Annotated in this window: 12 protein-coding genes and 1 pseudogene; 11 read left to right on the forward strand and 2 right to left on the reverse strand. The window is 72.9% G+C overall.

The features are described 5' to 3' along the window. Positions 1-62: 62 nt before the first annotated feature. Both V7E45_RS18815 and V7E45_RS18820 read right to left on the reverse strand, forming a co-directional pair. A pseudogene (locus V7E45_RS18815) lies at positions 63-299 on the reverse strand (cupin domain-containing protein); the annotation flags it as partial. 305 nt (positions 300-604) lie between these two features. Further along, positions 605-1780 carry a YihY/virulence factor BrkB family protein gene (locus V7E45_RS18820; protein WP_333775342.1) on the reverse strand — a complete coding sequence of 392 codons (1176 nt, stop codon included), beginning with the start codon at positions 1778-1780 and terminating at the stop codon, positions 605-607. Between the two features lie 130 nt (positions 1781-1910). Here V7E45_RS18820 and V7E45_RS18825 point away from each other — a divergent pair, with 130 nt between their 5' ends. The 11 genes from V7E45_RS18825 (at position 1911) to V7E45_RS18875 (ending at position 13257) form a co-directional block, all read left to right on the forward strand. Continuing rightward, positions 1911-3548: an acyl-CoA dehydrogenase family protein gene (locus tag V7E45_RS18825; RefSeq protein ID WP_333775343.1), complete on the forward strand. Its 1638-nt coding sequence runs from the start codon at positions 1911-1913 to the stop codon at positions 3546-3548. 411 nt (positions 3549-3959) lie between these two features. Beyond that, positions 3960-5234 carry a GAF domain-containing protein gene (locus tag V7E45_RS18830; RefSeq protein ID WP_333775344.1) on the forward strand — a complete coding sequence of 425 codons (1275 nt, stop codon included), beginning with the start codon at positions 3960-3962 and terminating at the stop codon, positions 5232-5234. Between the two features lie 214 nt (positions 5235-5448). Beyond that, the gene (locus V7E45_RS18835) at positions 5449-6801 is read left to right on the forward strand and encodes a hypothetical protein (RefSeq protein ID WP_333775345.1); all 1353 of its coding nucleotides are present in this window, start codon (positions 5449-5451) and stop codon (positions 6799-6801) included. A 103-nt stretch (positions 6802-6904) separates the two neighbouring features. Continuing rightward, complete coding sequence (locus tag V7E45_RS18840; protein ID WP_333775346.1) at positions 6905-7477, forward strand: GNAT family N-acetyltransferase; 573 nt, start codon at positions 6905-6907, stop codon at positions 7475-7477. 127 nt (positions 7478-7604) lie between these two features. Next, positions 7605-7688 (forward strand): putative leader peptide, encoded by an 84-nt coding sequence (locus V7E45_RS18845; protein ID WP_310739661.1) that lies wholly within the window; start codon positions 7605-7607, stop codon positions 7686-7688. 135 nt (positions 7689-7823) lie between these two features. After that, positions 7824-9524, forward strand: coding sequence for a nitrite/sulfite reductase (locus V7E45_RS18850; RefSeq protein ID WP_333775347.1), 1701 nt, complete (start codon positions 7824-7826; stop codon positions 9522-9524). Further along, positions 9521-9703 (forward strand): hypothetical protein, encoded by a 183-nt coding sequence (locus V7E45_RS18855; protein ID WP_333775348.1) that lies wholly within the window; start codon positions 9521-9523, stop codon positions 9701-9703. Before V7E45_RS18850 ends, V7E45_RS18855 begins: the two co-directional genes overlap by 4 nt. Continuing rightward, positions 9700-10419: a phosphoadenylyl-sulfate reductase gene (locus V7E45_RS18860; RefSeq protein ID WP_333775349.1), complete on the forward strand. Its 720-nt coding sequence runs from the start codon at positions 9700-9702 to the stop codon at positions 10417-10419. Before V7E45_RS18855 ends, V7E45_RS18860 begins: the two co-directional genes overlap by 4 nt. A gap of 26 nt (positions 10420-10445) precedes the next feature. Next, entirely contained in the window at positions 10446-10982 is a 537-nt protein-coding gene (gene cysC, locus V7E45_RS18865) for an adenylyl-sulfate kinase (RefSeq protein WP_333775350.1), read from the forward strand. Continuing rightward, positions 10979-11920: a sulfate adenylyltransferase subunit CysD gene (gene cysD, locus V7E45_RS18870; RefSeq protein WP_333775351.1), complete on the forward strand. Its 942-nt coding sequence runs from the start codon at positions 10979-10981 to the stop codon at positions 11918-11920. Before cysC ends, cysD begins: the two co-directional genes overlap by 4 nt. A 2-nt stretch (positions 11921-11922) precedes the next feature. Next, entirely contained in the window at positions 11923-13257 is a 1335-nt protein-coding gene (locus V7E45_RS18875; protein ID WP_333775352.1) for a sulfate adenylyltransferase subunit 1, read from the forward strand. The last annotated feature ends 94 nt before the right edge of the window (positions 13258-13351 follow it).

Below are 13351 nucleotides of genomic sequence, written 5' to 3' on the forward strand. Positions count from 1 at the left end.
ATCTACACCGAGACTAGATCGTGGGCATCGTCATATGTGTATATGAGAATGTCGTGGTCCGGCAGGGCCAGGTCGCCGGGGCGCAGCCGGACGGGTTCGCCGTCGCCGTCGGGGGTGATCAAGGCGTCGCCGCGTGCCATCAGCATGACGGTGAGCGGGGCGCGGTCCTCGACGCGGACCGCCCAGGGCGGCTCGAAGCAGGCGCGGATCATGAAGGCGCCGCGGGCGCGGGGGCCGTCCAGCAGGCAGGCGAGGGGGTCCCCGCGCGTGAGCGTGTTCGGGCCTGGAGGAGCGTCCATGGGGTCAGGGTAGAGGCGCGTGCGGGGGTGGGGAGCCGGGTCGACGGCGCCCGGAGGGCCGTGCCGGTTGTGGGTGGCAGTGCCGGGGTGGACGGCGCCCGCGAGGGCCATGCCGGTTGTGGGTGGCAGTGCCGGGTAAACGGCCCCCGGCATCGGTTGCCGGGGTGGACGGCGGCCGGAGAGCCGCACCGGTTGTGGGTGGCAGTGCCGGGTGGACGGCCCCCGGAGAGCCGCACCGGTTGCCGGGGTGGACGGCGGCTGGAGGGGCCGCACCGGTTGCCCGGGTGGCCGTGCCGCCGGGGCGGTCATCGGCCGGGTGGGCGGGTGTCGCCTCCGGTGCCGCCGGAGCCGTGGTCCTTGTGCGCGTGGTGGTGGGGATTGCGGGCGTGGGTGCGCAGCCGGGCGGTGACGTCCTCCGGGGGGAGGAAGCGGGACCAGCGTTCGGGGAACTCGGAGGGCATGTCGGGGTCGTCGGGGTCGCTGTCGCGGGCGGCGGTGGCGCGGGCGACGTACTCGGCGACCTGTGCCTCCAGGACCCGTTCGTTGGCCGCGCGGGCGGCGCCGGTGGCCGCGGCCGGCCAGACGCGGTCGATCGCCGCGTTGACGGCCGCCCCGACGAGCACGGCGAAGGCGGACACGCCGATCCACAGCAGGACGGCCACGGAGGCGGCGAGCGAGCCGTAGATGGTGGCGCCCTCGATGGTGTTCGTCAGGTAGATGCGCAGCAGGAAGCTGCCGAGGACCCACATGGCGAGGGCGACGAGGGCGCCGGGCACGTCCTCGATCCACGGGGAGCGGACGGGCACGGACACGTGGTAGAGCGTGGTGAGGAAGACGATGGACAGCACGATCACGACCGGCCAGTACAGGACCTGGACGACCGTCTCCGACCAGGGCACGACGCGTACCACCGCGTCGGGTCCGGCCACCATCAGGGGCAGCGCCACCGAGCCGATCAGCAGGGCGACGATGAACAGCAGGAAGGACATCATCCGGGTCTTGACGATGCCGCGGACGCCGTCGAGCCCGTACATGACGGTGATCGTGTCGATGAAGACGTTGACGGCGCGGGAGCCGGACCACAGGGCGAACAGGAAGCCGATGGAGATGACGTCGGGTCTGCCGCCTTTCATGACGTCGTGCAGGATCGGCTCGGCGATCTCCTTGACGCCCCGGTCGGACAGGACCGTGCGGGAGGCGTCCAGCAGGTTGTGCTCCAGGCTGGCGATGGTGTCCGCGCCGGTCCAGGCGTCCACGTAGCCGAGGAGGCCGATGAGGCTCAGCAGCAGGGGCGGCACGGAGAGCAGGGTGAAGAACGCCGCCTCGGCCGCGAGGCCCAGGATGCGGTATTCCATGCAGGAGTTGACGGTGTCCTTGAGCAGCAGCCAGGCGGTCCTGCGCTTGGAGACGTTGCGGTAGAGGGCTCTGGCCCGGTGGAGCCGGCCAGGGGGCCGCTCGGGGGTTTCACTTCCTGACTGCACGATCCAACCGTATCCGCCGTACCGGACCGGCCTCACCTTCCGGTGCCGGTGGGCGGACCGGACGCACCGGCGGGCGGGCTGTGCCACTCTGGATGCCAGCATCGCCGCGATCCCGGGTAGGTTCGCAATCATGGCAGGCAACTCGACCCACAGCGTGACGAACCAGCCGCCTCCGCTGGTGGCGTACGACGTCTTCACCGCCGACCGGGCCCTCGTGGAGGCCGTCGAGCGGCACACCGCCGGGGACACGCTGGACGAGGTGCGGGCCGAGCTGGCCGCGCTGGGCCGGTCGGCGGGTTCGGCGCAGGTGCAGGAGTGGGGTGCGCTCGCGAACGAGTATCCGCCGCGGCTGCGCACCCACGACCGGTACGGCCACCGGGTCGACCGCGTGGAGTTCCATCCCTCCTGGCACCGGGTGCTCGGCAAGGGGGTCTCGGCGGGGCTGACGGCCGCCTGGACGCGGCCCGCCGGGCATGTGCGCAGGGCGGCCGGGTTCCTGATCTGGACCCAGGTCGAGGCGGGCAGCTGCTGCCCGCTGTCGATGACGCACGCGGCGGTGCCCGCGCTGCGGGCGGACCCGGAGCTGGCCGCCGAGTGGGAGCCGCTGCTGACGTCCGTGATCTACGACCAGGACCTGCGGCCGGCCGCGCAGAAGGCCGGCGCCCTGTTCGGCATGGGCATGACGGAGAAGCAGGGCGGCAGCGACGTACGGGCGAACACCACCGGGGCCCGGCCGCTCGCCGAGGCCGGGACGTACACCCTGACCGGGCACAAGTGGTTCTGCTCGGCGCCGATGTCGGACGGCTTCCTGGTGCTGGCGCAGGCCCCCGGGGGGCTCACCTGCTTCCTGGTCCCGCGCGTGCTGCCGGACGGCACCGGCAACACCTTCCTGATCCAGCGGCTGAAGGACAAGCTGGGCAACCGGTCCAACGCCTCCGCCGAGGTCGAGTTCGACGGCACCTGGGCCCGCCGGGTCGGCGAGGAGGGGCGCGGGGTGCGCACCATCATCGAGATGGTCGCCGCGACCCGGCTGGACTGCGCGCTCGGCTCGGCCGGCCTGATGCGGCAGGCGGTGGCCCAGGCCGTCCACCACTGCGCGCACCGGGAGGCGTTCGGCGGGAAGCTGATCGACAAGCCGCTGATGCGCAACGTGCTGGCCGACCTGGCGCTGGAGTCGGAGGCGGCGACCGCGCTGGCGCTGCGGCTCGCGGCCGCCTACGACGACGGCGGCGAGCGGGAACTGGCCCTGCTGCGGCTCGCGGTGCCGGCCGCCAAGTACTGGATCACCAAGCGCTGCGCGCCGCTCGCGGTGGAGGCGGCGGAGTGCCTGGGCGGCAACGGGTACGTCGAGGAGTCGGGGCTGCCGCGGCTGGTGCGCGAGTCACCGCTGAACTCGATCTGGGAGGGCGCGGGGAACGTGCAGGCGCTGGACGTGCTGCGGGCACTGCGGCGGGAGCCGGGCGCGCTGGACGCCTGCCTCACCGAGATCGGGCGGGCGCACGGCGCCGACCACCGGCTGGACCGGGCGGTGAAGGACCTGTTCACCGAACTCGCCGACCTGGACGGGGTCGAGGGCCGGGCGCGGCGGCTGGTGGAGCGGCTCGCGCTGGCGCTCCAGGGTTCGCTGCTGGTGCGGTACGCGCCGCCGGCGGTGGCCGACGCGTTCTGCGCCTCGCGCCTCGGCGGCGACCACGGCGCCGCCTTCGGCACACTGCCGTCCGGCCTGGACCTGACGTCGGTGGTGGAACGCGCCCGCCCGGTGCTCTAGGGGCACGGGCGCGGGTGCCCTCCGGTACTGACGGCCGGGGGTGCCATTGGCCGGGGTGCACCGGTGGCCCGGTGGCCGGGATGCCGGTGGCTGGGCTGCTGATGGCCGGGTGCCGGTGGCTGGGGGTGGTGCTGCGCCGACACGGCACCACCCCCGCCTCATGGCCCCGTTGAAGGGCACGAAACGCCGCCCGGGGGCGGCGTCGTGGTCAAGTCTCGGCCACCTGCGGGCGAATCGCCAGGGTTGCAGAAGGTTGCAACTTGTCGGTGACGGTGCCCGGAGTCCGTGTCGCGGGCCCGTACCGAACGGCACTATGGGAGGCACGGCCGGACCGGAAACCGCCGCCCGGACGGCTTGACAAGTGTGTTCGGATGCCCCTTTTCCGGGAGGACCACAGTGGTGAACCCGCCGGTGAACGTGGCACGCCTGGCCGCCGTGGACGCGGCGCAGGCGGCCCGGGTGCTGCACCAGGTGCGCGAGGCGACGCTGGCCGGACGACGTGCGCGGATCGCGCCGCGCCCGGTGATCGAGCAGTCCTGGGAGCGGATGCTGCGCGGCGGCGTCGACCCCGACCGCGATGTCCGGTCCCGGCCGCTGTCGGTCGAGGAGGTGCGGCGCAGACGGGAGGAGTCACCGCTCGGGCGGGTGCTGCCCGTGCTGCGGCGGGGGCTGCTTTCGGTCGCGGACGCCGGCTCGCACATCATGGTGGTCGCGGACGCCGAGGGACGCGTCCTGTGGCGGGAGGGCTCCCCCTCGGTGCTGCGCAAGGCCGACGGGCTCGGGTTCGAACTCGGCGCCGACTGGCGTGAAGACGTCGTCGGCACCAACGGCGTGGGCACGGCCGCGGTCGTCCGGCGGCCCGTGCAGGTCTTCGCCGGCGAGCACTTCGTGCGCACCCACACCTCCTGGACCTGTGCGGGAGCTCCGATCACCGATCCCAGGGACGGCAGGCTCCTGGGGGTGGTGGACGTGAGCGGCCCGCTCAGGACCATGCATCCGGCGACGCTCGCCTGGGTGGACGCGGTGGCCAAGCTCGCCGAGGCCCGGCTGCGGGAACTGCACCTGGACTCCCTGGAGGGGCTGCGGGCGGTGGCCGCGCCGGTGCTGGCCCGGCTGGACGGCAGGGCACTGGCCGTGGACCGGGACGGCTGGACGGCGGCCGTCACGGGGATGCCGTACGTGCGGCGCGTGGCGCTGCCCGAGCCGCTCACGCCGGGCCCGCACCGGCTGCCCGCGCTCGGCACCTGCGCGGTGGAGCCGCTGGCCGGCGGCTGGCTGCTGCGCGCCGCCGAGGAGCCGCCGCCGGCCACGGCCCTCAGGGTCGAGCTGGATCTGAGCCGGGCGGGCCGCACGGCGGTCACCGTGACGGGCGCGGCGGGCTCCTGGTCCCGGGAACTCAGTCCGCGGCACGCGGAGTTGCTCTACCTGCTGGCCGAACACCGCGGGGGGCGCGGCGCGGCGGGCCTCGCCGAGGACCTGTTCGGCGACCCGTCCCGCACGGTCACCGTACGGGCCGAGATGTCGCGGATCCGCCGCTACGCGGGCGAGGTTCTGCGTCACCGGCCGTACCGCTTCCGGGAGGACGCGGAGGTCGAGGTGCTGCTGCCCGGCGACCTTCGGGACCTGCTGCCCCGGTCGACGGCACCGGCGGTGGCGCGGCGCAGGACGGCGGCCGGGTCCGGCTGACGGGACAGACGTGCGGGCGTTCGGTCGGGCTGAGCAGGCTGAGCGGGCGGGCTGAGCGGTCCGTTCGGTGCGCCTGGTGCGCGTGCCTTCCGCATATTTGCGGGTCTTGGCCCCACGGCGCCCGTTACTGCCGTAGCATCCCTATGGGCCTCCCCACCTGCTTCCTGGTCAACTCACGGACCACCAGGCGCAGTTGGCCCGCTCGGGAGGAGACATGAAGCATCGCGGCAGACACCGCAGACGCAGGCGGGGCGCGGCTCTGCGCGCGGTCCTCGCCGGGACCGCGCTGGCGCTCACCGCGACCGCCACCCTGATCAGCGCCTCTCAGGCCACGGTCGCCGCGAACCCCGGCGCGCTGCGGCCGCTGACCTCCCGGGCGGACACCGCCCCGCTGCGACTGAGCGAACACCTCGTGCCCGCCCGCGCCCTGAACCGGCTCGCCGCCTCCATGGGCCGTCCGGTCGGCGTGGACGCCGTGCTGCGCAGCGCCGACCGCTCCCTGCGCGAGGGCGCCGGCTGCGGCTCCGCGGACCGCGAGACCCTTCCCGTCACCCCGGCCGCCACCCGCGCCTACTGCTGGGACCGGGCCGACACGGCGGGCACCGCGTGGCAGCCGGCCTCGGTCACCACCTCGGGGGACGCCGACGACGACGGCGTCTGGGGCAGCCACCGGGTGATCCTCACCGGCTGGACCCACGACACCGCCACCGGGCCCGCCGCCGAGCGGGGCCTGGCCAGGGTCGCGTTCGTCGACGCCGACGACCCGCGCCGCCCCGTCTACCGCTGGGTGCTCCTCGTCGTGCCCGTCGACGGCGGCCGCGACTACCGCGGCCTGTCCTCCGGCGTCTCCGGGATGGTCTGGTACCAGGACAAGCTCCTGGTCACCACGCGCCGCGGCAGCGCCGACGCGCTCTACGTCTACGACCTCGACCGCATCCAGCGCACCACCGCGGACGAGCCCGCGATCGGCCGCGTGCACGGCGGCTGGTCGGGCGGCGGCTACCGGTACGTGATGCCCGCCGTGGGCTCCTACCGCTTCGCCGCCGGCCGATGCGGCGCCTCGGGGCCGCCCTGTCCCGCCGGGCTCTCCCTGGACCGCGGCACCGCGCCCGACAGCCTGATCGCCGCCGAGTGGACGGCCCCGGGCAGCGAGCGGCGCGCGCGGCTGTGGCGGTACGCGTTCAGCACCGACCCCGCCCGCGAGGGACTGCTCGCCACCGGCGCCGCCGGGCGGGTGGACCCGGTCGAGGTCTACCGCACCCGGGCGACCGGGATCCGGGGCGTGCTGTCGTACCGGCAGGCCGGGGCGGCCGAACCGTCCTGGTATGTGGGACACGTGTCCACGAACGCCGGGGACGGCGGGAGCGCCGACAGCCACGGCGGCCTCTGGCGGCAGGACACCAAGGGCGCGAAGGCGGCCCGCTGCGGCTCGGACGCCTCCCACCACTGCTGGGCCCAGGGCTCGGGATCGCTGTCGTACTGGCAGGAGACGGGCGAGGTGTGGTCCCTGTCCCGGCGGATGCTGTTCGCGGTGCCGCTGGCCGCGCTGGACCGGACGCTGGACTGAGCGGGCGGACCGACGGACGGGCGGCGGCTCGGCGGACCGGTGGCCGACCGGCGTGCGGGCCGCGGATCGACAGACGGGCGGACGGGATGATTCCCTGGCCCGCATGAGCAGCGCCCCTGTCACCACCTGGTCCCTGGAACAGACCTCACCGGCCGACCTCCTCCCCGCCGCCGCCCCCGACGGCGACGTGCGGATCGTCCGTGCCGAGGTTCCCTCCCCGGAGTTCAGCCGTTTTCTGTACGCCTCCGTCGGCGGCGACATCCGCTGGACGGACCGGCTCGGCTGGGACTACGCCCGGTGGCAGCGGCAGCTGGACCGGCCTGGTGTGGAGACCTGGGTCGCCTACGACCGGGGCACGCCCGCCGGGTACGTCGAGCTGGAGCCCCAGGACGACGGCGTGGTCGAGATCGCCTACTTCGGACTGATCCCGGCCTTCCGCGGCCGCCGCATCGGCGGGCACCTGCTGTCGTACGGCGCGGCCCGCGCCTGGGACCTGGCGGAGCGGTGGCCCGAGCGGACGCCGACGAAGCGGGTGTGGCTGCACACGTGCAGCAAGGACGGCGCGTTCGCGATGGACAACTACCTGCGCCGGGGCTTCACCCTGTTCGACACCAAGGTCGAGGAGGAGGCCGTGGTGGCCACCCCCGGTCCCTGGCCGGGGGCCTACCCGGCCTGACCTGGCACGACAAGCCGTCCCGCGCGGCATGTGACCGACGACACCCTTGTCCCACACTTCGGGACAAGGGTGTCCGCATATTGGATAAAGCTGGACTGTGTCCAGATCTCCGTGCCAGGCTTCCGCCATGCCTGGAACTGGAATTGCCTTGGTGAGTCGGCGGCACGTCGACCTCGGCCGCATGTCCAGCGCCATCTGTCCGGCGAGCTGACCGCCCCAGCACCGCCGCACCCCTCTCCCCGCCTGCCTGTTGCGCAAGGACGCGCACGCATGCCCACATGCCCGCGCAAGCGCAGGTCAGAGCCGCTTTCCGCCTGTCCGCAGCCTGTCCGAAGGACGTAGAACCATGGCCGCCACCCCGCAGAACCCCGCCGCCTCAGCGCCCCGCCGCAAGGTGAGCCGTCACCGCGGCGAGGGCCAGTGGGCCGAAGGCCACTTCACCCCGCTGAACGGGAACGAGCAGGTCAAGAAGGACGACGACGGTCTCAATGTGCGGACACGCATTGAGACGATCTACTCCAAGCGCGGGTTCGACTCGATCGACCCCAGCGACCTGCGCGGCCGGATGCGCTGGTGGGGGCTCTACACCCAGCGCAAGCCCGGGATCGACGGCGGCAAGACCGCGATCCTGGACCCGGAGGAGCTGGACGACGAGTACTTCATGCTGCGCGTCCGGATCGACGGCGGCGCGCTCACGACGCGGCAGCTGCGGGTCATCGGCGAGATCTCCCAGGAGTTCGCGCGGGGCACCGCGGACATCACCGACCGGCAGAACGTCCAGTACCACTGGATCCGGATCGAGGACGTGCCGGAGATCTGGGACCGGCTGGAGGGCGTGGGCCTGTCGACCGTCACCGCCTGCGGCGACACCCCGCGCGTGATGATCGGCTCGCCGGTCGCCGGCATCGCCGAGGACGAGATCATCGACGCCACCCCCGCGCTGGAGGAGATGAAGCGCCGGGTCCTGAACAACAAGGCGTACTCGAACCTGCCGCGCAAGTTCAAGACGGCCATCTCTGGTTCGCCGGTGCTGGACGTGGTGCACGAGATCAACGACGTGGCCTTCGTCGGCGTACGGCACCCCGAGCACGGCCCGGGCTTCGACGTGTGGGTGGGCGGCGGCCTGTCCACCAACCCCAAGCTGGGCGTCCGTCTCGGCGCCTGGGTTCCGCTGGACGAGGTCCCCGACGTCTACGAGGGCGTCATCTCGATCTTCCGGGACTACGGCTACCGCCGGCTGCGCAACCGGGCCCGCCTGAAGTTCCTCGTCGCCGACTGGGGCGCGGAGAAGTTCCGCCAGGTGCTGGAGGACGAGTACCTGGGCGGCCGCAAGCTGGTCGACGGGCCCGCCCCCGAACAGCCGGTCCAGCAGTGGCGCGACCACGTCGGTGTGCACCGGCAGCGGGACGGCCGCTACTACGTCGGCTTCGCCCCGCGCGTCGGCCGGGTCGACGGCGCCACCCTCACCAAGGTCGCCGAGCTCGCCGAGGCGCACGGCTCGGGCCGGGTGCGGACCACCGTCGAACAGAAGATGATCATCCTCGACGTCGCGGAGCAGCAGGTCGACTCGCTGGTCGAGGGCCTGGAGGCGCTGGACCTCACCGCCCGGCCGTCCTCCTTCCGGCGCGGCACCATGGCCTGCACCGGCATCGAGTTCTGCAAGCTCGCCATCGTCGAGACCAAGGAGCGCGGCTCCCAGCTCATCGACGAACTCGAGCGCCGCCTGCCGGACTTCGACCAGCCGATCACCATCAACCTCAACGGCTGCCCGAACGCCTGCGCCCGCATCCAGGTCGCGGACATCGGCCTCAAGGGCCAGCTCGTCCTCGACGACAACGGCGCGCAGGTCGAGGGCTACCAGGTGCACCTGGGCGGCGCGCTGGGCCTCGACGCCGGCTTCGGCCGCAAGGTGCGCGGCCTGAAGGTCACCTCGCGGGAACTGCCCGACTACATCGAGCGGGTCCTCAAGCGCTACCAGGCCGAACGTGAGGACGGCGAGCGGTTCGCCACCTGGGCGGCCCGGGCCTCCGAGGAGGCGCTGTCATGAGCGAGCGGGCCGCGCCGTTCCACTGCCCCTACTGCGGTGACGAGGACCTGCGCCCGGGCGAGCAGGGCCACGGCGCCTGGGAGTGCGGGGCGTGCAACCGCGCATTCCAGCTGAAGTTCCTCGGGCTGCTCGCCCGGGGCCTGAAGCGAGCCGACAACGGAGGGGACGACTCGATATGACGACGGCTCAGCCTGAGCGTACGGCAGGGGAGTTGAGGGCACTCGCCGAGCGGGCGGGCCGGGACCTGGAGGACGCCTCCGCCCTGGACATCCTGCGGTGGGCGGTCGACACCTTCGGCGCGCGGTTCTGCGTCACCTCCTCCATGGAGGACGCCGTGGTCGCCCACCTGGCCTCGCGTGTGCGCACGGACGACGCCCCGGTGGACGTCGTCTTCCTCGACACCGGCTACCACTTCCCGGAGACCATCGGCACCCGGGACGCCGTCGAGGCCGTGATGGACGTCAACGTCATCACCCTCACCCCCCGGCAGACGGTCGCCGAACAGGACGCGGAGTACGGCCCGAAGCTGCACGACCGCGACCCCGACCTGTGCTGCCGGCTGCGCAAGGTGCAGCCGCTCGAAGAGGGCCTGAAGGGCTACTCGGCCTGGGCGACCGGACTGCGCCGCGACGAGTCCCCGACCCGGGCGAACACCCCGGTGGTCGGCTGGGACGAGAAGCGGCGGAAGGTCAAGATCTCCCCGATCGCCCGCTGGACCCAGGACGACGTGGACGCCTACGTCACCGAACACGGCGTACTGACCAACCCGTTGCTGATGGACGGCTACCCCTCCATCGGCTGCGCCCCCTGCACCCGCCGGGTCCTGGAGGGCGAGGACGCGCGCGCCGGCCGCTGGGCGGGCCGCGCCAAGACCGAGTGCGGGCTGCACGGATGACGACCGACCAGACACAGGAGAACCACGTGACCACCGGAGCCACCGTCTGGCTCACGGGTCTGCCGAGCGCCGGCAAGACCACCATCGCCCACGAGCTGGCGGCCCGGCTGCGCGCCGAGGGCCACCGGACCGAGGTGCTCGACGGCGACGAGATCCGCGAGTTCATCTCGGCGGGCCTCGGCTTCTCCCGCGAGGACCGGCACACCAACGTGCAGCGCATCGGCTTCGTCGCCGAACTCCTCGCCCGCAACGGCGTCAAGGCGCTGGTCCCGGTGATCGCGCCGTACGCGGACAGCCGGGACGCCGTCCGCAAGCGGCACGAGGAGAACGGGACGCCGTACCTGGAGGTCCACGTCGCGACCCCGGTCGAGGTGTGCTCGGTGCGGGACGTGAAGGGGCTGTACGCCAAGCAGGCGGCGGGCGAGCTGTCGGGACTGACCGGGGTCGACGACCCGTACGAGGAGCCCGAGGCACCCGAGCTGCGGATCGAGTCGCAGCACCAGAGCGTGCAGGAGTCCGCGGCCACCGTGTACGCCCTGCTGAGCGAGAGGGGACTGGCATGACGACCGTCGCCAAGACCGCGACCGGCGAGGGGACGGCCGGCCCGTACGCCCTCTCCCACCTGGACGCGCTGGAGTCCGAGGCGGTGCACATCTTCCGCGAGGTGGCGGGCGAGTTCGAGAACCCGGTGATCCTGTTCTCCGGCGGCAAGGACTCCATCCTCATGCTGCACCTGGCGCTGAAGGCGTTCGCCCCCGCGGCGATCCCCTTCTCGCTGCTCCACGTCGACACCGGACACAACTTCCCCGAGGTGCTGGAGTACCGGGACCGTGTGGTCGACGCCCATGGGCTGCGCCTCCATGTGGCCCCCGTACAGGACTACATCGACCGGGGTGTGCTCAAGGAGCGGCCCGACGGGACCCGTAACCCGCTGCAGACGCTGCCGCTGACCGAGAAGATCCAGAGCGGGAAGTTCGACGCCGTGTTCGGCGGCGGGCGGCGCGACGAGGAGAAGGCCCGGGCCAAGGAGCGGGTGTTCTCGCTGCGGGACGAGTTCTCCCAGTGGGACCCCCGCCGCCAGCGGCCCGAGCTGTGGAACCTGTACAACGGCCGGCACGCCCCCGGCGAGCACGTCCGGGTCTTCCCGCTGTCCAACTGGACCGAGCTGGACGTCTGGCAGTACATCGCCCGCGAGGGCATCGAGCTGCCGCAGATCTACTTCGCGCACGAGCGTGACGTGTTCGCGCGCGGCGGCATGTGGCTGACGGCCGGCGAGTGGGGCGGCCCGAAGGACGGCGAGACCGTCGAGCGGCGCCTGGTCCGCTACCGGACCGTCGGTGACATGTCCTGCACCGGCGCCGTCGACTCGGACGCGACCACGCTGGACGACGTCATCGCCGAGATCGCCGCCTCCCGGCTCACCGAGCGCGGCGCCACGCGCGCCGACGACAAGCTCTCCGAGGCCGCGATGGAAGACCGCAAGCGCGAGGGGTACTTCTAAGCATGAGCACGACCACGACCGAGGCGCTCTCGGAGACCACGCTGCTGCGGTTCGCCACCGCCGGCTCCGTCGACGACGGCAAGTCCACGCTCGTCGGACGGCTGCTGCACGACTCCAAGTCGGTCCTCACCGACCAGTTGGAGGCCGTGGAGCGGGCGTCGGCGAGCCGGGGCCAGGAGGGTCCCGACCTCGCGCTGCTCACCGACGGCCTGCGCGCCGAGCGGGAGCAGGGCATCACCATCGACGTGGCCTACCGCTACTTCGCCACGCCACGGCGCCGGTTCATCCTCGCCGACACGCCCGGCCATGTGCAGTACACCCGCAACATGGTGACCGGTGCCTCCACGGCCGAGCTGACCGTGATCCTGGTCGACGCCCGCAACGGCGTGGTCGAGCAGACCCGCCGGCACGCGGCCATCGCCGCGCTGCTGCGGGTGCCGCACGTGGTCCTCGCCGTCAACAAGATGGACCTCGTCGCGTACGAGGAGCCGGTGTTCGCCGCGATCGCCGAGGAGTTCACGGCGTACGCGACCGAGCTGGGCGTGCCCGAGGTCACCGCGATCCCGATCTCGGCGCTCGCGGGCGACAACGTGGTGGAGCCGTCCGCGAACATGGACTGGTACGGCGGCCCGACCGTGCTGGAGCACCTGGAGACCGTCCCGGTCAGCCACGACCTGGCGCACTGCCACGCCCGGCTGCCGGTGCAGTTCGTGATCCGGCCGCAGACCGCCGACCACCCGGACTACCGGGGCTACGCGGGCCAGATCGCGGCCGGCACCTTCCGCGTCGGTGAGCCGGTGACGGTGCTGCCGTCCGGGCGGACCACCCGGATCTCCGGCATCGACCTGCTCGGCGAGCCGGTCGACACGGCGTGGACGACGCAGTCGGTGACGGTCCTGCTGGAGGACGACATCGACGTCTCGCGCGGCGACCTGATCGTGCCGACCAAGGACGCGCCACCCACCACCCAGGACGTGGAGGCGACCGTCTGCCACGTCGCCGACCAGCCGCTGGCCGTCGGCCACCGGGTGCTGCTCAAGCACGGCACCCGCACGGTCAAGGCGATCGTCAAGGACATCCCGTCCCGGCTCACGCTCGACGACCTGTCGCTGCACCCGCACCCGGGCCGGCTCCTCGCCAACGACATCGGGCGGGTGAAGATCCGTACCGCCGAGCCGCTGCCCCTGGACTCCTACGCCGACTCGCGCCGCACGGGCTCCTTCATCCTGATCGACCCCAGCGACGGCACCACGCTCACGGCGGGCATGGTCGGGGAGTCGTTCGCGTCCCCCGAGCCGGTCAAGGACGCGTCCGAAGACGACGGCTGGGACTTCTGAGCCATGGACACCGGCGATTTCTACTCGCTGTTCGCGAAGGAGGGCGGCCGCGTCGGCAGCGGCGCCCTCGGCAGCGGGCAGGGCGGAGTGGCGC

This window comes from Streptomyces sp. IBSBF 3136 (assembly GCF_036815105.1).
Taxonomy (GTDB): domain Bacteria; phylum Actinomycetota; class Actinomycetes; order Streptomycetales; family Streptomycetaceae; genus Streptomyces.